This window comes from Actinomadura opuntiae (assembly GCF_030283205.1).
GTDB lineage: Bacteria > Actinomycetota > Actinomycetes > Streptosporangiales > Streptosporangiaceae > Spirillospora.
Genome location: NZ_JASNWF010000008.1, coordinates 129,522 through 146,508, shown reverse-complemented (window position 1 = coordinate 146,508; position 16,987 = coordinate 129,522). Strand labels below are relative to the sequence as shown.

Annotated in this window: 17 protein-coding genes and 2 pseudogenes; 9 read left to right on the top strand and 10 right to left on the bottom strand. The window is 72.7% G+C overall.

The window, feature by feature from the left end; all coding sequences use genetic code 11:
- The first annotated feature begins 9 nt into the window (after nucleotides 1-9).
- Nucleotides 10-720, top strand: a complete 711-nt coding sequence (locus tag QP089_RS18855; RefSeq protein ID WP_285912967.1) for an SDR family oxidoreductase — start codon at nucleotides 10-12, stop codon at nucleotides 718-720.
- Here QP089_RS18855 and QP089_RS18850 read toward each other — a convergent pair.
- From QP089_RS18850 to QP089_RS18810, 9 genes are all read right to left on the bottom strand, one after another.
- Nucleotides 696-2,102 carry an amidohydrolase family protein gene (locus QP089_RS18850; RefSeq protein ID WP_285912966.1) on the bottom strand — a complete coding sequence of 469 codons (1,407 nt, stop codon included), beginning with the start codon at nucleotides 2,100-2,102 and terminating at the stop codon, nucleotides 696-698. The two genes, QP089_RS18855 and QP089_RS18850, sit on opposite strands and share 25 nt — an antisense overlap.
- Nucleotides 2,099-3,325: a CoA transferase gene (locus QP089_RS18845; RefSeq protein ID WP_285912965.1), complete on the bottom strand. Its 1,227-nt coding sequence runs from the start codon at nucleotides 3,323-3,325 to the stop codon at nucleotides 2,099-2,101. Before QP089_RS18845 ends, QP089_RS18850 begins: the two co-directional genes overlap by 4 nt.
- A gap of 10 nt (nucleotides 3,326-3,335) precedes the next feature.
- A complete protein-coding gene (locus QP089_RS18840; protein ID WP_285912964.1) occupies nucleotides 3,336-4,961 on the bottom strand; it encodes a glycoside hydrolase family protein in 1,626 nt (541 codons plus the stop codon).
- A 136-nt stretch (nucleotides 4,962-5,097) separates the two neighbouring features.
- A complete protein-coding gene (locus QP089_RS18835) occupies nucleotides 5,098-5,718 on the bottom strand; it encodes a TetR/AcrR family transcriptional regulator (protein ID WP_285912963.1) in 621 nt (206 codons plus the stop codon).
- 23 nt (nucleotides 5,719-5,741) lie between these two features.
- Complete coding sequence (locus QP089_RS18830; RefSeq protein WP_285912962.1) at nucleotides 5,742-6,500, bottom strand: SDR family NAD(P)-dependent oxidoreductase; 759 nt, start codon at nucleotides 6,498-6,500, stop codon at nucleotides 5,742-5,744.
- Between the two features lie 11 nt (nucleotides 6,501-6,511).
- Nucleotides 6,512-7,429: a PaaX family transcriptional regulator gene (locus QP089_RS18825; RefSeq protein ID WP_285913254.1), complete on the bottom strand. Its 918-nt coding sequence runs from the start codon at nucleotides 7,427-7,429 to the stop codon at nucleotides 6,512-6,514.
- Nucleotides 7,430-7,487: 58 nt separating this feature from the next.
- The gene (locus QP089_RS18820; protein WP_285912961.1) at nucleotides 7,488-7,829 is read right to left on the bottom strand and encodes a hypothetical protein; all 342 of its coding nucleotides are present in this window, start codon (nucleotides 7,827-7,829) and stop codon (nucleotides 7,488-7,490) included.
- Entirely contained in the window at nucleotides 7,829-9,130 is a 1,302-nt protein-coding gene (locus QP089_RS18815) for an aromatic ring-hydroxylating oxygenase subunit alpha (protein ID WP_285912960.1), read from the bottom strand. The genes QP089_RS18820 and QP089_RS18815 overlap by 1 nt, the downstream gene beginning before the upstream one ends.
- A 79-nt stretch (nucleotides 9,131-9,209) precedes the next feature.
- Entirely contained in the window at nucleotides 9,210-10,064 is an 855-nt protein-coding gene (locus tag QP089_RS18810; protein ID WP_285912959.1) for an enoyl-CoA hydratase/isomerase family protein, read from the bottom strand.
- Nucleotides 10,065-10,121: 57 nt separating this feature from the next.
- Between QP089_RS18810 and QP089_RS18805 the strand changes: the two genes are divergently transcribed.
- From QP089_RS18805 to QP089_RS18790, 5 genes and pseudogenes are all read left to right on the top strand, one after another.
- Entirely contained in the window at nucleotides 10,122-11,081 is a 960-nt protein-coding gene (locus tag QP089_RS18805; protein ID WP_285912958.1) for a TIGR03621 family F420-dependent LLM class oxidoreductase, read from the top strand.
- Between the two features lie 37 nt (nucleotides 11,082-11,118).
- A pseudogene (locus QP089_RS48820) lies at nucleotides 11,119-11,670 on the top strand (CoA transferase); the annotation flags it as partial.
- Nucleotides 11,671-11,681: 11 nt separating this feature from the next.
- Nucleotides 11,682-11,867 (top strand): annotated as a pseudogene (locus QP089_RS48815) (nuclear transport factor 2 family protein); the annotation flags it as partial.
- Between the two features lie 75 nt (nucleotides 11,868-11,942).
- A complete protein-coding gene (locus QP089_RS18795) occupies nucleotides 11,943-12,107 on the top strand; it encodes a hypothetical protein (protein WP_285912956.1) in 165 nt (54 codons plus the stop codon).
- Between the two features lie 34 nt (nucleotides 12,108-12,141).
- Nucleotides 12,142-13,059, top strand: coding sequence for a TIGR03564 family F420-dependent LLM class oxidoreductase (locus tag QP089_RS18790; RefSeq protein WP_285912955.1), 918 nt, complete (start codon nucleotides 12,142-12,144; stop codon nucleotides 13,057-13,059).
- Between the two features lie 2 nt (nucleotides 13,060-13,061).
- On the opposite strand, the gene QP089_RS18785 is transcribed toward QP089_RS18790, so the two are convergent.
- Complete coding sequence (locus QP089_RS18785; RefSeq protein ID WP_285912954.1) at nucleotides 13,062-13,493, bottom strand: SMI1/KNR4 family protein; 432 nt, start codon at nucleotides 13,491-13,493, stop codon at nucleotides 13,062-13,064.
- Nucleotides 13,494-13,642: 149 nt separating this feature from the next.
- On the opposite strand from QP089_RS18785, the gene QP089_RS18780 reads away from it, so the two are divergent.
- From QP089_RS18780 to QP089_RS18770, 3 genes are read left to right on the top strand one after another with little or no spacing between them, the layout of a single operon-like run.
- Nucleotides 13,643-15,157, top strand: coding sequence for an FAD-dependent oxidoreductase (locus tag QP089_RS18780; protein WP_285912953.1), 1,515 nt, complete (start codon nucleotides 13,643-13,645; stop codon nucleotides 15,155-15,157).
- A gap of 15 nt (nucleotides 15,158-15,172) precedes the next feature.
- Nucleotides 15,173-16,333, top strand: a complete 1,161-nt coding sequence (locus QP089_RS18775; protein ID WP_285912952.1) for a hypothetical protein — start codon at nucleotides 15,173-15,175, stop codon at nucleotides 16,331-16,333.
- Nucleotides 16,334-16,337: 4 nt separating this feature from the next.
- Complete coding sequence (locus QP089_RS18770) at nucleotides 16,338-16,964, top strand: TetR/AcrR family transcriptional regulator (protein WP_285912951.1); 627 nt, start codon at nucleotides 16,338-16,340, stop codon at nucleotides 16,962-16,964.
- Nucleotides 16,965-16,987: the final 23 nt, after the last annotated feature.

Below are 16,987 nucleotides of genomic sequence, written 5' to 3'. Positions count from 1 at the left end.
AGGAGCGACATGACGGGCGAGACCGCGGTCATCACCGGCGCGGCGGGCGGGATCGGCGCGGCGGTCGCCCGGCGGCTCGCCGCGTCCGGGGCGCGCTGCGTGCTGGTGGACCGCAACCCCGCGGTGGAGGACGTGGCCGCCTCGGTCGGCGGGAGCGCGGTGGTCGGCGACCTGACCGATCCCGAGCTGTCCGCGCGGGCGGTGCGGGCCGCGGGCGACCGGGTGGACCTGCTGGTCCTCAACGCGGGCACCAACTCCGCGGACAAGGACCCGGCCACCCTGGACCTCGGCCGGTACCAGGCGGTCGTCGGCGTCAACCAGCACTCCGTCGTCTACGGGCTGCGCGCCGCGCTCCCCGTCATGCGCGAGAACGGCGGCGGGTCCATCGTGGTCACCGCCTCGCTCGCCGCGCTCCAGGGCACCGAGCAGGACCCGATCTACACCATGACCAAGCACGCCGTCATCGGGCTGGTCCGCGCGATGTCCGGCCCGCTGTCGAAGGAGGGGATCCGCCTCAGCGCCGTGTGCCCGGGCCTCGTCGACACCCCGCTCGTCGCGGGAGCCCGCGACCGGTTCCAGGCGGCGGGCATTCCGCTGCTCTCCGCCGACGAGGTCGCCGCCGCAGTCGCCGACGTCCTCCGCGACGGCGAGCCCGGCACCGAACTGGTCCTGCGCCCCGGTCGGCCGACCGCCCGCTACGTGCCGGCCCCGCTGCCCTGACTCCCGTCGGCGGCGATGACGGTGCGGCGGACGGCGCGCGCGTCCGGGGCGCGCAGCGCCTCGGCGAGCGGCACGTGGAGCAGGACGAGATCAGCGGCCGCTCCGGGACGGACGCGCCGGACGCGCCCGCCCGGATCGCCGGGCTCCGACAGGTAGGACCGCAGCGCGGCGCGCGCCGGGATGGCCTCGCCCGCTCCGACGACCGCGCCGGACCGGGTGCGGCGGTGCGCGGCGGCGGCGATGACCGTCCAGGGATCGAGCGGGCCGTAGGGCGCGTCGCTCGACAGCCCCACCGGCACGCCCGCGTCGGCCAGGCTCCGGCAGCGGTACAGGTCGCCGTGGTCGTCTGCCGGGACGTCGCGCAGGTAGTCGTCGCCGCGGTCGGCGAGGAAACCGGGCTGCGTCACCACCCGCAGGCCGAGCCGGGCCAGCTCGCCGATCGTCTCGGCGGGGACGAGCGCGGCGTGCTCGATCCGGTCGCCGTCGCGGACCCCGGCCGCGTCGAGCGCGGCGAGGAGGAGCAGCAGCGACTCGCGGGTGACGCAGTGCACGGCCACGGCGCGCCCCCGCTCGTGGGCCAGCCGGACGCGGCCGGTCAGGTCGTCCAGCGACGGCAGCCCCGAGTCGGCGAGGACGATCTTGTAGGGGCCGGTGCTCACCCTCGGATGGAGGGGGCCCCGCGTGTCCAAGGGCACGCCCAGAAGGTGGACGCGCTGGGGAAGCGCTCCCTGCTCGAACGCGGCGAGCGCGCCGCCGGTGAGGTCGGGAGTGGCGTCGGTGACCCCGGTGATCCCGTATCGCGCCAGGTCGCGTCCGACGAGGCCCAGGTCCGGCGGGCGCGCGGGCGGGAGCCGGGTCCGGAGCCAGTCGTCGGCCCGCCACAGCCGTCCGGTGGGGGAGCCGTCCGCGCCGCGCTCGATGCCGGGATGCCCGGCCGAGGCCAGGTCCGCCTCGCGCATCGCCGCGGAGTTGAGCATCCAGAGCGCGCCGCTGCGGTGCTGGATCCGCACGGGCAGATCGGCGCGCAGCGCGTCGAGCCGGGCCGCGTCCAGGTCACCCGCGACGCTCTCGGCGTAGCCGACGCCGCGCACCCATCCGTGCTCGTCGGGCACCGCCGCGCGCAGCGCCGCTGCTAGGGCGTCACGTCCCTCGACCTCCGGTGGCCCGCAACGGACGGACCGCTTCGACGCCCACATGGCGTGCAGATGCACGTGGTGATCCCACAGGCCGGGGAGCAGCGCGCCTCCCCGGCACTCGACCACCTCTTCCCCGCGGCCGGGCGTCAGGTGCGGGCCGACCTCCGCGATCAGCTCGCCAGCGACGCGGACGTGCGTCCGCTCCCGCCCGGCGATCTCGGCATCGCGGAACAGCAGCGCGCTCACGGGAGAGGTATCCCCAGCTCGCGCAGGACGTCTTCGGTGTCGGCGCCCATGGCCGGTGCGTCGCCGTCCGGCTCGCGCCGGCGGGGAACGGCGACGGGGACGACGCAGGAGCCGGTGTCGACGGCCCAGCCGTCGCCGCGCGGGATTGCCGGGAGACTGGGGGACGGCGGGCCCGTATCGAGGGTCGCCGCGACGACACCGGACATCGGCACCTCCCAGAGCACGCCGCGTCCCGGCGGCGCGGTCGCGGCCAGCACCGCGGCGGTGAGCCCGGTCAGCGGATCGGCGATCGCGTCGCCGCAGAACAGCGGGGACAGGTCGGCGTCGCGGCAGACCAGCCCGGCGCCCGCCGCCACGTCATCACCGAAGCCGACGCGGTCGGACGCGCGGCCGTCCGCGGTGATCGAGACCCAGGTCGTCCCGGCGGCGACGGCGGCCCCCGCGTCCAGCCCGAAGCGGGCGAGGGCGCGCGGGCGGGACGCCTCGATGACGATGTCGGCCGCCTCCACCAGCGCCGCCATCGCCCGGCGGCCCGCCGGAACCGCCGGGTCCAGCACGACGGAGCGGTGCCCGGCGTGCAGGAGCCGGTAGAAGCCGGGGTCGCCGCGGCGCGCGCCGTCCGGGCGGGCCGGCGTCTCGACCTTGACGACGCGGGCCCCGGCCAGGCCGAGCAGGTGCGCGCACAGCGGCCCCGCCCACAGCGCGCTGAAGTCGACCACCAGCGCCCCCTTCACCGGACGGGGCGACGCGGGCACCGGGACGCGGGAGCCGTCCGCCGGCACGCGCACCGGCGCGGCGGCGACGCCGAGGAGCGCCGCCCGTTCGGCCAGTTCGGCGCCGGTGTGGCCGCGCAGCCAGGACGCGACCGCCGGCCACGGGTCGCCGCCGACGTCCGCGCAGGCCAGCGCGCCGAGGAGCGCCGGGTCGTCCGGGCGGGCGCAGGACACCGCCGCCCAGCCGTCCGCCGTCGGCAGCAGCCGGCAGGCGCCGCCCGGCGACACCCGCCCGCGCTGGCGGTGGCCGGTGAAGGCGGCGCGCTCGGACAGCAGGCGCGCCCCGTCCAGGCGGGGCGCGCCCGTGCTGCCGGCGAACCGTTCGGCCAGGTCGCGGGCCATCGCGGCGGCGCGGCCGGGAGGCAGCAGCGGCGGGCCGTCCGGACGGCCCGACAGGAGGACCGCGCCGCTCGCCGCCCACGCCGATGCCGCATCGCTGTCCGGTGGCATGAGGCTCACATTACGGTCGTGCGGGCTCCAGCATGACGAGGTAGATCGCGTTGGGGCCGAGGTCGATGCTCTGGGCGTAGGTCCTGCCGGGCGTGACGGTCCTCTCGTCGACCATCTGGAGCCCGGCCTTCGCGGGGTCGGTGAAGTAGTTGCTGGTGCTCTGGTCGATCCGGTACGTGCGTTGGCGGACCTTGCCGTGCCGCAGGCCGGCCGGAAGCCGGGACATGTCGATGGTCGCGCGGTAGGCGTCGGTGCCGGTGTGCTGCCAGTTCCAGACCATCAGCGCCGCGCCCGAGCGGTCCTTGGACGCGATCGCGTACACGCCGTTGTCGCCCTTGAGGCCGCCGGAGACGGCGGACACCCGGGTCCGCTTCATCTTCGACTGCATCAGCATCATGTTCCCGTAGGGCGTGAAGGTGTCGAGGACCGGCCCGTTGGGGGTGCGGGTCACCAGCTGGTCCTTGCGCTCCTCGACCCGGTGGCGGACGACCCAGTTGAACACGTGGGTGTCCGGCTGGTTGGAGTACAGGTACCCGTAGGTGGCCATGCCGGCCGCCTGCCGGATGTAGTCGTTCTTGGGATCGGGGTCGTCGAACGACGGGCCGGGATAGATGCCGGTCTCGGTGATGAAGGACGGGATGTGCCTGGACAGCCGCCTCTCCTTCAGCCACCCCAGGATCGTGGCGCGGTCCGAGGCCACCACACCGAGATCGTTCTTGTAGAACGTGGGGACCTGGTACTTGTCGTCCCACTTCAGGTAGGCGTGGTACGAGATGAAGTCGAGGCGCTTGCGGGGGTTCCTGTCGGCGGCGTAGCCGTCCAGGAACGGCCGGAGCCATTTGGGGTCCAGCCAGCTCAGCGCCGGACCGCCGACCCGGATCCGGTCGGGACGGTGAAGCGCCTTGTTGACCTTGCCGACGGCCTCGTAGAACGGCGGATAGAAGCGGTAGAGCCCGCCGGGCTGCAGGGTGGCCTGGTCCGCCGGGTGGCCGTCGTGGAGCGTCTGCCCGTAGTACTCCCAGTCCGGCTCGTTGTAGACCTCGACGTACTTCACGTGGGGGTACTTCTTCTTCAGGTTCCCGATGACGAGTTCGAGCATCGGTTCGAGGTCCTTGAACGGCCTCTCGCCCTTGACGAAGCCGCTCGGGTTGATGTTCACCAGCAGCGAGTCGGACACGGCGCTCGCCTGGCGGAGGTAGGCGTCGAGCGGGGAGAAGTCGCACTTGCGGGTCGCCAGGTCGCACTGGTTGAAGACGTCGTTCTGCGGGGACGCGTTTGAACTGCTGAGCCACACGCGGTAGATGTCGCCGTGAAGGCCCTGCTCGTTGAGGAACGCGACGTCATCGCCGCGTTGCTGGGGCCATGCGGTGACGTTGCCGAAGTTGTTGTACCTCTCCGGGCGCGGCAGGCTGCCCTGCTCGTGCCCGAAGTCGACCGACACCGTGGCGGGCGACGTCGCGGGCGCTGCGGCGGGCGCTGCGGCGGGCGCCGGGGCGGACGCGTGGGCGCTGGCGGGCGGCTCGGCGCCCACCAGCGCGGTGCCCGCCGCCAGGACGCCGAGCAGCAGCGTTCCCGCGAGGCGCCGCCCGGCGCGCGGTCCGCCGGGCGCTCGCTGCGGCACTGTCAGGTTCCCCATGCACTGCACCTCCTCCGGCCGCTCCGGTGACGGGCGTCATGGCGGCCGAAATTAGAGTTGCAATACGAATTTCGTTTGTCAAGAAGCTCATTCTCCTCAGACGACAGTCATACTCCGAGGGGCGGCCGGGCGCGGCTCACTCCGCGAGGGCGGGCACCACCGAGGTGAGGAAGGCGCGCAGCGAGCCCTCGACGTCGACGCCGTCGCGGTCGTGGAGCCACTGGTTCTGCAGGCCGTTGCGCAGGGCGATCGTCATGGTCGCGAGGGTCGCCGGCGCGAGCGGCGAACGCAGCTCCCCGCGCTCGGCCAAGGCGGTGAAGACGGTCGTGTAGAACGCGCGGAGGCTGCGGTAGCGGTCGGTGTAGTAGGCGTGCGCGGGATGGTCCGGTGAGGTCGCCTCACCGGCGATGACGCAGTGCAACTCCAGCAGGCCCGGGTTCAGCGCGTTGTCGGCCGTGACCGCGAGCATGCCGCGCAGCGCCTCCAGCGGCCGTCCGGCGGGGTCGCGTCCACCGGCCGCCTCCAGCAGGCGAGTGCTCTGCTCGGTGCGGAACTCCAGCACCGCGAGCAGCAGATCCTCCTTGGCAGGGAAGTGGTGCAGCAGGCCGGTGTAGCTGATCCCGGCCCGCTTGGCGACGTCCTTCATCGTCACGCCGTAGAAGCCGGTGCGGGCGAAGGCCTCCACACACGCCTCCACGACCCGGCGCCGCACGGTCGCCGACTTCGCGTACGGGCCGCGACCCGCCCGAGAGCCCATGCGGCCTCCTCTCCTGTCCGACCTCAGCGGGCGACGTAGCCGCCGTCCACGGGAAGGGCCGCGCCGGTGACGAAGGACGCCTCGTCACCGGCGAGGAAGAGCGCGGCGGCGGCCAGCTCCGACGGCAGCCCCCAGCGGTTCATCGGCTGGATCCGCATCGGCATGTCCGGCGGCGGCGACGGGTTCTCCGCCGAGGCGCCGGCGAGGCCGGTCCACGTCATGCCCGGGCAGATGGCGTTGACCCGCACGCCCTGCTCGGCGTAGTCGAGCGCCGCGCTCTTGGTCATCTGCACGACGCCGCCCTTCGCCGCGGCGTACACCGAGTGCCCCTTCCAGCCGACGAGACCGGCGGAGGACGCGGTGTTGACGACGGAACCGCCGCCGGTGCGCAGCATGGCGGCGATCCCGTACTTCATGCCTAGGAAGACGCCCTTGAGGTTCACCGCTATGACGTCGTCGAAGGTGCTCTCGTCCTGCTCGGCGATGGGTTTGCGGGGGCCGCCGAAGCCCGCGTTGTTGCACAGGACGTCGAGCCGCCCGAAGCGCCGTCCGGCCGTCTCGATCATGCTGCGGACGTCGGCCGCGACGGAGACGTCCGCGTGCACCGCGACGGCCGCGCCGCCGATGTCCGCGGCCGTGCCCTCCTGCTCCCCGCTGCGGTCGGCGCAGACCACCTTCGCGCCGTGCTCGGCGAACAGGACGGCGATGGACCGGCCGATGCCCGAGCCCGCGCCGGTGATGACGGCGACCTTGCCGGCGAGCCGTTCTCCGCTGACTGCCATGCTCTGGTTCCTCACGGTTCGGACGGCGGCGTGCCGGTCGTGGTGCGGTGCCGCGCCAGCCCGGCGAGCGCCGCGTCGTGCCTGGCGATGATCTGGCGGACGCGCGCCTCCGCCAGCGGCCCGAGACCGTCGTAGATCCCGGCGAAGAGGGCGCGCGCCCGCCGGCCGGGCCACGGGGCGGGCAGCAGCCGCTCCGGCAGTTCGGGGTCGAGGCTCACCAGCTCCCGCCAGGCGTCCTTGACGTCGGTCCGGGTGACGAGCGCCTCCGCCGTGCCGACCTGCCCGTGCTCGACGCGGTGGAGCAGCGGTTCGTGCTCGGCGATGAACGCCTCGTAGCGCGCGGCGATCGCGCCGACGTCCCATGCCGACAGCGGGTCGCCGGGGCCGGCGGCGTACGTCACCTCGGCGCGCAGGACGGTCGCGTGCTCCACCGCCAGGCTTTCGAGCAGCTCGACGGTCTGGTCGCGGTCCGCATGGGGCGACACCCACACGCTGTCGTACAGCGGGGCGTAGCCGAGCCAGCGCAGCCGCGTCCGGATGACGTACCGCAGGTCGCGCTGCTCGTCGGGGACCGAGAACAGGACGGTCGTCCACGCGCCGTCCCACGCCCGGTCCCCGGCGCGGAACTCCACGATGCGCCGCTGGGTCAGCTCCAGCGCGCGGGCCGCGGCCGGCGTCATCCGGTAGAACGTCCGCCGGCCCGCCTTCGCCGCCTGGAGGAGGTCGCGCCGGGCGAGCCGGGCGATCGCGGCGCGGGCGCTGGCCTGCGAGTTGGCGAACTCGGTGAGCAGCTCGACCAGCGCGGCGGACGGCAGGTACTCCTCGGTGCCGAACCAGTAGTCGGTGAACAGCCCGAGGACCAGATGCTGCGGGTTCGGCCCGACCTGGACGCGCGGGAAGTCGACGTCGGTCTCCACGTGGGCTTCCATCACGCCGGAAGGCTATCCGCGGGGCCGCCGGCGGGGCGCGCCCGTCGCACGTCCCCGCTCACACGGCCGGTTCGGCGGTCGTGTCGAAGAAGGCGGCGCCGGAGTCGGGGATGCGGGGCTGGTGGAAGACGTTGACCGCGTACGAGACGAGGATCATCGAGTACAGCAGCCGCAGCAGCCGCGTCGCGTCCTCGGGCAGGTCGCCGAGGTCGAGCGTGTTGAGGTACTCGACGGCCTCCTCCGCGCGCGGGGCGATGGCGTCGTAGAAGGCGGCCAGCTGGTCGAACGTCTTCGACAGGCGCATGTCGTAGCGTTCCTGCCGGGTCGGGCGCGCCCAGTCGGCGACCCACGGCTCCAACTCGGCGAACTGGGCGGGCAGGCCGGTCGCGGTGGTCGGCATCAGCCCTCCTTCTCGGTGTCGCGGGCCTGGTGCGCGGCCACGGTGTCGCGGACGGTCCTGTGGAACTTGCGGATGAGCAGTTCCTGGTCGGACAGGTGGAACCGCTGGTTGGCGCGCGTCGACAGGCCCATCTGCGTCGCTTCGATGGTGTTGACGTCCTGCATCGCGAACTCGATGGTGCTGTCGACGACGAGCTCCTGCGCCAGGCGTTCCCGGGCGTTCTTCGGCGGGACGAAGTACAGGTCGATGTCGTAGGTGTGCTTGTCCACCGACTCGGGCCAGTAGGTGTAGGTGATGTAGAAGCCGCGCGCCCAGATCTGGACCGACAGGTTCGGGAACAGCCAGAACTGGTCGTTGCCCCAGGACTTGATCTTTCCCTTGTTGAGGAACTCGGGGAGCGGGCCGAGGTCGGGGACGTCGTCGGGACCGAACAGCCCGGCCCGGAACAGCTTGTACACCCAGATCTGGTCGCGCTCGGCGGGGCCGGCGGTGCCGGGCTCGCGCGGCGGCAGCGGCGGCGGCCCGGGCACCGAGGTGAGCATGTGCGGGGTGAACAGGTCGTAGTGGTAGGAGTCGACCGGCGGGACGAGCTTCTCGGCCTTCGCGATGTCCTTGGCGATGAAGCGGGCGTGGACGTACGGCGGGTGGTACCACTCGCAGACCGAGTCGACGGCGAGCTTCCAGTTGCCGCGGATCGGCGCCGAGAACCCGTAGTGCTGCGTCATCTCGCCGAACGGGTACGCCTCCAGTTCGAGGAGGCGGTCGCCCAGGTAGGCGCGCAGCGGGACGGGGTCGTCGGCGAGGTTGACGAAGACGAACCCGGCGAACTCCTCGCAGTGCACCGGCGGCATCCGCAGCGAGTCCTTGTCGAGGCCGAAGAACTCCTCCTCGTTGGTGACGTGGGTGACGCGGCCGTCCAGCCCGTACCGCCAGCCGTGGTACTTGCAGGTGAACTCGCGGCACGAGCCCCTGGACTCCTCCTGCGGGTGCTCCTGCCAGACGACCTTGTTGCCGCGGTGCGCGCACACGTTGTGGAAGGCGTTGACCGTCCCGTCCCGCCGCCGCGCGATGACGATGGACGCCAGGCCGGGCAGTTCGCGGGTGAAGAACGTCCCCGGCCGCGGCAGGCGCTCGGATCGGCCGACGTACAGCCAGGAGCGCTTGAACACCGCCTCCCGTTCCGCGGCGAAGAACTCCGGGGAGATGGAGTCCTCCTGGTCCACGGGCCCGGTGCCGAGGTCGGGGTAGTCCGGGGTGAACTTGCCCCGTCCCGTGGCCAGGCGCTGCCGCAGCTCTGTCATGCCCCGTCTCCTTGCTGTCGCCTCACGCTGACGCTCATCAGTTTCCTTATCGAACGGTAGATTGATGTCTTGCTTGTGGTCATGACCACGGCTTGTCGTTCCATGCGCGGTCCAGGGGCTCCATGCCGCCGCCGAAGGGGAAGAACTCCTGCTGCGCGTACGTCTCGCGCGCCAGGCCGTGGCCGAGTTCCTCCAGGTAGGCGCGCTTGAGGTTCTGGGTGAACAGCTGCCGCGTGTAACGCAGCACCATCGGCGGCCGCTTGACCAGCTCGCGGGCCAGTTCCCATGCCCGGTCGAGCACCTGGTCCTTCGGCAGGACCTCGTTGACCGCGCCCCACTCGCGCGCCTCCTGCGCCGGCAGCTTCTTGCCGGTCAGCAGGAAGTAGCGGGCGCGGTTGTGGCCGACGAGGAAGCTCCAGATCACGTGCTGGCCGTCGCCGGGGACCTGGCCGCGCGGGAAGTGCGACACGTCCTGGAAGTAGGCGTCCTCGGAGGCCAGGACGATGTCGCCCATCAGCGGCACCTCGGAGTGGATGTTGCACGGGCCGTTGACCACGCTGATCATCGGCACGTCCACCTCGAGGACGTTCTGCTGGAGCTGCCGGTTGTACCAGGCCTTCTCGTCCAGCTTGTGCAGCCCCCGGACGCCGGGCATGGCGTCGTACATCGGCGGGTCGGGAAGGGTGCCGTCGGGCATCAGGCCCCAGTCGGCGTTGTAGTTCTCGCCGGAGCCGGTGTGGATGAGCACCTTGATCTCGCGGTCGCCGGCGACGTCGGCGAACGCGTCGGCCATGTCGTCGTGTGACTTCCAGTCCCACACCAGGCTCCCGCCGCCGGTGTGGCACTGCATGAGCAGGATGCCGTCCTCGGTCAGCTCGAACCGGTAGTTGGGGTAGCGGTCCCTGTAGTCCTCGTATCGCGTGCGCCTGACCATCGGCGTCCCCTCGGCTCGCCCTGTTGTACGGCAGAGTTTTGGCGTACGGTTCTAAATATGCATCCTTTCCGGTTCGCCGTCCAGGCGACCAAGGCGACCGCGGGGGCGCAGTGGCGCGACCTCGCCCGCAAGGTCGAGGACCTGGGCTACGCCACGCTGTTCGTCGCGGACCACTACCTCGGGCCGGGCCCGGCGGCCCGCGAGTCGCGGCTGCCGCCGCAGCACCTCGCGCCGGTCGCCGCGATGGCGACGGCCGCCGCGGTGACCGGGACGCTCCGGGTCGGCTGCCGCGTGTTCTGCGTCGACTACCATGTCCCGGCCGTCCTGGCGAAGGAGGCCGCGACGCTCGACCTGCTGTCCGACGGGAGGCTCGAGTTCGGGATCGGCGCCGGATGGAGCGAGCCCGAGTACCGGGCGATGGGCCTGGACTTCGCGCCGCCCGCCCGCCGCGTCGACAAGCTGGCGGACGTCGTCGCCCTGCTCAAGGCGCACTGGAGCGGCGAACCGCTCGACCACCGCGGCGGGTTCGCGACCGCCGCCGGGTACGCGGGTCTGCCGCTGCCCGTCCAGCGCCCCCACCCGCCGATCATGATCGGCGGCGCGCGCAGGCGCGTGCTGACCCTCGCCGCCCGCGAGGCCGACGTCGTCAGCATCAACAACGTGCCGTTCGACCCGGTGAACGAGGCCGGCCGCACGCCCGCGCAGGAGGCGGCGCACCGCTTCGCCGTCGTCCGGGACGCGGCGGGGGAGCGCCTCGCCGGCCTGGAGATCGAGAGCTCGCCCTTCTTCACCGAGATCACCGACGACCCGGCCGGTGCCGTCGTGCGCGTCGCGAAGCTCATGGGCGTGCCGCCGGACGGGCTCCTCGACCACCCCAACGTGCTGGCCGGTTCCGCCGGCGAGGTGGCCGACCGGCTCCAGCAGCGCCGCGAGGTGTTCGGCGCGAACTACATCAGCGTCCAGCAGCGGGAGATGGAGCGCTTCGCGCCCGTCGTCGCCCGGCTCGCGGGACGGTAGCGGATCGGCCGCGGCCGGCGTTCACGGAGGACACAGCGTGGTCGAGCAGGAAAGGCCGGTCACCGGCGAGGAGCCGTCTGGGGCACGTGGGCCGCTGCACGGGCTGCGCGTGATCGAGGCGGCCACCCTCGCGGCGGGCCCGACGGTCGCCACCGCGCTCGGCGAGTTCGGCGCCGAGGTGATCAAGGTGGAGCCGCCGGGCGCCGGGGACCCGATGCGCACCTGGGGCGACCGCCGCGACGGCATCGGCCTGGTCTGGAAGAGCATCGGCCGCAACAAGAGGAGCGTGACCCTCGACCTGCGCGAGCCCGCCGGCCGGCGGGTGCTCCACCGGCTGCTGGACGTCGCCGACGTGCTCGTCGTCGGCAACCGGCCGAGCGCCCTGGCGCGGTGGGGCCTCGACTTCGACTCGGTGCACGCCGCGCACCCGCACGTCGTCGTCGCGCACATCACCGGCTACGGGCACGGCGGCCCCAAGAGCGACCGGCCCGGCTACGGGACGCTCGCCGAGGCGATGAGCGGCTTCGCCCAGGTCACCGGCGAGGCGGACGGGCCGCCGACCCTCCCGCCGTTCATGCTGGCCGACGGCGTCGCCGCGGCCTGGCCACCAACTCCGGCGCCGAGTACGCCGCCTGGGTCAACCCGGCGCACGCCGCCACCTCGCAGACCCACCTGCACAACATCACCACCCACTCCTGCGAGATCGACGGCGACGTCGCGCACTGCGAGAGCTACTCCCTCGTCGTGCTGGTCGGCAGGGACGGACGGACCGCGCAGGTCATCAACGGGCGCTACCTCGACCGCCTCGAACGGCGCGACGGCCGGTGGCGCATCGCGCTGCGCCGCTGCACCGTCGAGGCCATGTTCACCGCCGACGCCTCCGTGCTGCGGTCCCCGTTCTTCACCGACCAGGGCTACCTGAAAGGGACGCGGGACAGGGACGACCTGTCCTACCGGCGGCCGCTGCTCCTGGAGACGCCCGCGCCCGCCCGCTGGTCGTCCGAGACGCGGGAGGGCGCCCGATGACGGCGGCCTGGCCCCGAGCCCGGCGGGAGGCCGCATGCGCATCGGCCTGACCGGGGGCGCTTCGACACCCGACGCGATCGTCGAGCAGGCGCGGCAGGCGGAGGCGGACGGGTTCAGCTCGCTGTGGTACGCCAGCCTCGTCACCGGTGACCCGCTCACCCCGATGGCGCTGGCCGGACGGGAGACCTCGGCGATCGAGCTCGGCACCGCCGTGCTGCAGACCTACCCGTGCCATCCGCTCCTGCAGGCCAACCGGGCCGTGTCCGCCGCCGACACCATGGGCCGCCCCGGCCTCACCATCGGCATCGGCCCGTCCCATGAAGCGATGGTCCGGGACGTGTACGGCATGTCCTACGACCATCCCGGCCGCAGCACGGAGGAGTACATCCGGATCCTCACCGGCCTCCTGCGTGGCGAGACCGTGGACTTCCAGGGCGAGGACTGGTCGGTCCGCAGCGCGGGCCGGATGGCGAGCGCCGGTCGTCCCGTGCCGGTGCTGCTGTCGGCCCTGTCGCCGCGCCTGCTGCGCGTCGCCGGCCAGTACGCCGACGGCACCGTCCTCTGGATGGCGCCGGCCAAGGCGATCGACGGCCACATCGCGCCCCGGATCCACGCCGCCGCCACCGCGGCGGGGCGTCCGGCGCCCCGCATCGTCGCCGGGCTGCCCGTCGCCGTCCACGACGATACGGCGCAGGCGCGGGAGGCGGTCGCCGCGACCGCCGGAGCGTACGCGGGGATGCCGAGTTACCGGCGCATCATGGACATCGGCGGTGCCGGGTCACCGGCCGAGGCCGCGCTCGTCGGCGACGAGAAGTCGGTGCGCGGGCAGCTCCAGGCGCTGCTGGACGCCGGGGCGACCGACATCTGGGCCAACATCGTCCCCGTCGGGCCGGACCGGGCCGCGTCCCGCCGGCGCACCCGCGACCTGCTCCGCGAACTCGCCTCCGCCTGACGTCACAGCCGGATGCGGCCGGTGAGCCAGTCCTCGATGAAGTGCTCCAGCGACGGCGCGACGCAGCGCCGGTTGTCGGTGCGGTGGTCCCAGACGAAGATGTCGGGCCGTCCCTCGGGGACGAGGGCGTAGGCGAACAGGTTGCCGTCGCCGGGGGCGTCGGAGAAGAACAGCAGCTGGTCGAACGCCATGTACAGCCGCTTCAGTGCCGGGTAGGTGCGCATCTCCAGGTTGCCCTGGATGAGCTGCTCGGCGGAGAACACCAGGTTGTAGCCGTTGGCGTCGATCACGCCGTCGGTCTCCCCCAGGAGTTTGAGCAGGTCGTCGGGCAGGAGATGGCCCAGGCTCTCCTCGGCCCGGTACAGCATCTCCTCCGTGGCCGGCGAGGCGAAGCGGGCCTGGCGGGTGTGTTGTTCGATCAGCTCACGCCACATTGGCGCATCATCGCGAAGGGGAGCCCGTGCCGTCCAGTTGCCCGGCTCCGTCCCGGAATCTCGTGTCATGACCGGCCGCGCCCGGACCCTTGACGCGGTGCGGCCTCAATCATACATTCACTCACTAAATGTATGAATGGAGGCCAGGGATGCGACGGAACACGGCCGTGGTGCTCGGCGGCAGCGTGGCGGGGCTGTGCGCCGCGGGCGTGCTCGCGCGGCACTTCGACGAGGTGATCGTGCTGGAGCGGGACCGGCTTCCCGCGGACGCGCAGCACCGTCGTGGCGTCCCGCAGAGCAAGCACCCGCACTTCCTCCTCAACTCCGGCCGCCGCGCGATCGGCGAGATCTTCCCCGGCTTCGAGGAGGCGCTGATCGCCGCGGGCGGGATGCACCTGATGCCGTCCATGGACGCGGCCTACTGCGAGAACGACGGCTGGGCCCCGCGCAAGTCCGGGTCGATGACGATGGTCTACAGCTCGCGGGTGCTCATCGAGCGGATCCTGCGCGACAAGGTCCGCGAGGTGCCCGCCATCGAGATCCGCGAGGGCGTGACCGTCACCGGCCTGCGGTCCACCGGGGGAGGGACGGCGCGCGGACGCGTCGAGGGGGTGGAGTTCCGCACCGCCGACGGCGACGGTCACCTGCCGGCCGACCTGGTCGTCGACGCGCTGGGCCGCGGCTCCTCGGTCGTCGACTGGCTGCGCGCGGACGGCTGGACGGCGCCGCCCGAACGGACCCTCGACGCCAAGGTCACCTACACCTCGCGCTGGTACGACCTGCCGCCCGCCGACCGGCGTCCCGAGACGTGGTGGTGGAAGCACCTGGTCGTCACCCCGGCCCAGGACACCGGCGACCATCCCGCCGAGCATGAGTTCCTCAGCAACATCTTCCCCATCGAGGGCGACCGCGTCATCGTGTGCATGGGGTCGTGGGGGATCGAGATGCCGCGCAAGGTCGAGGCGTTCGAGGCCGCGGCCGACCGGGTGCGGGCCCCCCTCTTCGGCCGGGCCGCCCGCGCGTGCACCCCGACCTCCGAGGTGCATCTGACCCGTTCGACGGGCAACAAGTGGCGGCGCTTCGACCTCCTCGACGTGCCTCCGGTCGGGCTGGTGTGCATCGGCGACGCGATCTGCGCGTTCAACCCGTTCTACGCGCAGGGGATGAGCTCGGCCTCCCGTTCGGCACTCATCCTCGACGCGATGCTGCGCGAGCGCGACGCCCTCGACCTCGCCTTCTTCCGCGAGTTCCTCGCGCGGCAGAAGAAGTCGCTGGACGTTCCGTGGATGCTCGCGATGGCCCGGGACCAGGCCTACGACTTCGCGACCGGGACCGAGGTCGTCGCGGCCTGGCGCCGCCGGCTCGCCGCCCGCCTCAGCTGGCCGATCTTCAACGCCATCAACGCCGCGAGCCGCGAGGACGCCTACGTCGAGCAGACGTTCGCCAAGGTGTTCAACCTCGACAAGTCGCTCAAGGAGATGGCGAAGGATCCGCGGTTCTGGTTCGGTATCGCCCGGTACAAGCTGCGGCAGCGGCTCGGCCGGACGGTCGTCCCCGGCGGGTTCGACGACCGGCAGGAGCCGCCCGGCACCGACTTCACCGGCTACACCGGCGCCGCGTCCACCCGGACGGCGCAGCGCGGCGACGACCTCGTCGGCGCCTGAGCGGAGGAGCGAGACATGGGGTACACCTGCGACCCGGCGGCCGAGCGCGTCGCCGAGAAGCTCGGCTTCTCCTGCCACCACACCGATCCTCTGGTGACCTTCCGCAACCCGTTCGACCTGGCGAACGGCACCATGCCCGTCCTCGAACTGGTCGTCATCGGCGGTGCGGTGTTCGCCCTCGTCCACGCGTGGCGGCGCTGGCGGCGCGACGGCGACCCGGTCAACATCTCGCTGTGGTTCGCGTCGGTGGTCTACCTGTCGGTGATCGAACCGCCGCTCTACTTCCCCGGCTGGTTCGGCCTGGAGAAGCAGGTCGGGTTCATCTTCTCCCACAACGTGTTCACCGTGCAGTTCATGTACGACCGGCTGCCGCTCTACATCGTGGCGTTCTATCCCGCGATCTCGCAGCTCGCCTACGAGCTGGTCCGGGCGCTGGGGGTCTTCGCGCGGCGCGGGCCGCTGGCCGGCTCGGTGGCGGTGGCGTTCGCCTGCCAGGTCTTCTACGAGGTCTTCGACCAGCTCGGCCCGCAGCTGAAGTGGTGGGCGTGGAACCCCGCCAACGAGATGATCAACCAGCCGGCGCTCGCGTCGGTGCCGATGAACAGCATGCTGCTGTTCGCCTCGGTGTCCTTCGGCGCGATGACCTACCTCGTGGTCCGGCTCGTCGGCGACCGGCCCGGCCGCGGCGCGCCCGCCGGCCGGACCGTCACCTTGCGCACCGTCGCCTTGCGCACCGTCGCCTGGCGCACCGTCGTCGCCGGGGCCGTGACGCCGCTCGCGATGATCGTCGCGAGCGCGCCCAGCGGCGCGTTCCGCGGCGACGACCAAGTCGGCATCCAGCGGGCCGTCCTCTCCGTCGAGCTCGCCGCCGTCTGGATCGCCGGGCTCTACCTGTTCGCGGACGCATGGCGGGCGGCACGCGCCGACAAGATCGCACCGGTGGAATCGCCGCTGTTCGTGCGGACCTACCCGGCGACGTACCTCGGCGTCCTCGTCGTGCTGTGGCTGACCGCGCTGCCCGCCTACTTCGCCTCGACCGGCGGCGTCACCGAGCAGGGAACGCCGATCGGCAGCCTGTGGTACGCCGCGCTGTGCACGGTCGCCGCGGCGGGTCTCATCGCGGCCGTCCTGCGCGTGCGCGCGTCACGGCCGGCCGCGGAGCCTGTGCGATCCTAGGGCCATGGCGCACCACGGCTGGGGAGGCCGTCCCCCCGCATCGGATGCCGAGGCCAGGCAGCGCATCGTCGACGCGACCGCGCGGTGCGTCGACCGGCACGGCGTCAGGAAGACGACCCTCTCCGACGTCGCGAACGAGCTCGGCGTCACGCGCCAGACCGTCTACCGCCACTTCGCCCGGATCAGCGACATCGTCGGCGAGGTGGCGGCGCAGGGCGCGGAGTCGTTCGTCGACCGGCTGGTCGCCCACCTCCAGGGGATCACCGACCCGGCCGAGGCCGTGGTCGAGGGCATGATGTTCTGCGTGCGGACCATCCCGACCGAGCCGCGCCTGAGCCTGCTGCTCCAGCTCGAGGACTCCAGCGCCTTCGGCCGCGGGGCCACCACCGCGGACGCCATCGCCTACGGCGCCCAGATGCTGCAGCGCTTCCCCGTCGACTGGCGGGACGCCGGGATCGGCGCGGACGACCTCAACGGCCTCGCCGAGATGATCATGCGGCTGCTGACGTCGCTGCTGCAGCACCCGAGCGAGCCGCCGCACGAGGACGCCGAGCTGCGCGCCCTCCTCGACCGCTGGCTGGCCCCCGCGCTGCGCCGGCCGTCCGTGGCCGTGCACGGCGCCGGCCGGTAGCGGCGAGCCGGGTCGGTAGCGGA

Bases quoted from the DNA above. Each gene is read 5' to 3' on its own strand.
- QP089_RS18855 (WP_285912967.1), top strand. From the start codon at position 10: ATGACGGGCGAGACCGCGGTCATCACCGGCGCGGCGGGCGGGATCGGC.
- QP089_RS18845 (WP_285912965.1), bottom strand. From the start codon at position 3,325: ATGCCACCGGACAGCGATGCGGCATCGGCGTGGGCGGCGAGCGGCGCG.
- QP089_RS18840 (WP_285912964.1), bottom strand. From the start codon at position 4,961: ATGGGGAACCTGACAGTGCCGCAGCGAGCGCCCGGCGGACCGCGCGCC.
- QP089_RS18835 (WP_285912963.1), bottom strand. From the start codon at position 5,718: ATGGGCTCTCGGGCGGGTCGCGGCCCGTACGCGAAGTCGGCGACCGTG.
- QP089_RS18830 (WP_285912962.1), bottom strand. From the start codon at position 6,500: ATGGCAGTCAGCGGAGAACGGCTCGCCGGCAAGGTCGCCGTCATCACC.
- QP089_RS18825 (WP_285913254.1), bottom strand. From the start codon at position 7,429: ATGGAAGCCCACGTGGAGACCGACGTCGACTTCCCGCGCGTCCAGGTC.
- QP089_RS18820 (WP_285912961.1), bottom strand. From the start codon at position 7,829: ATGCCGACCACCGCGACCGGCCTGCCCGCCCAGTTCGCCGAGTTGGAG.
- QP089_RS18815 (WP_285912960.1), bottom strand. From the start codon at position 9,130: ATGACAGAGCTGCGGCAGCGCCTGGCCACGGGACGGGGCAAGTTCACC.
- QP089_RS18810 (WP_285912959.1), bottom strand. From the start codon at position 10,064: ATGGTCAGGCGCACGCGATACGAGGACTACAGGGACCGCTACCCCAAC.
- QP089_RS18805 (WP_285912958.1), top strand. From the start codon at position 10,122: ATGCATCCTTTCCGGTTCGCCGTCCAGGCGACCAAGGCGACCGCGGGG.
- QP089_RS18795 (WP_285912956.1), top strand. From the start codon at position 11,943: ATGTTCACCGCCGACGCCTCCGTGCTGCGGTCCCCGTTCTTCACCGAC.
- QP089_RS18790 (WP_285912955.1), top strand. From the start codon at position 12,142: ATGCGCATCGGCCTGACCGGGGGCGCTTCGACACCCGACGCGATCGTC.
- QP089_RS18785 (WP_285912954.1), bottom strand. From the start codon at position 13,493: ATGTGGCGTGAGCTGATCGAACAACACACCCGCCAGGCCCGCTTCGCC.
- QP089_RS18780 (WP_285912953.1), top strand. From the start codon at position 13,643: ATGCGACGGAACACGGCCGTGGTGCTCGGCGGCAGCGTGGCGGGGCTG.
- QP089_RS18775 (WP_285912952.1), top strand. From the start codon at position 15,173: ATGGGGTACACCTGCGACCCGGCGGCCGAGCGCGTCGCCGAGAAGCTC.
- QP089_RS18770 (WP_285912951.1), top strand. From the start codon at position 16,338: ATGGCGCACCACGGCTGGGGAGGCCGTCCCCCCGCATCGGATGCCGAG.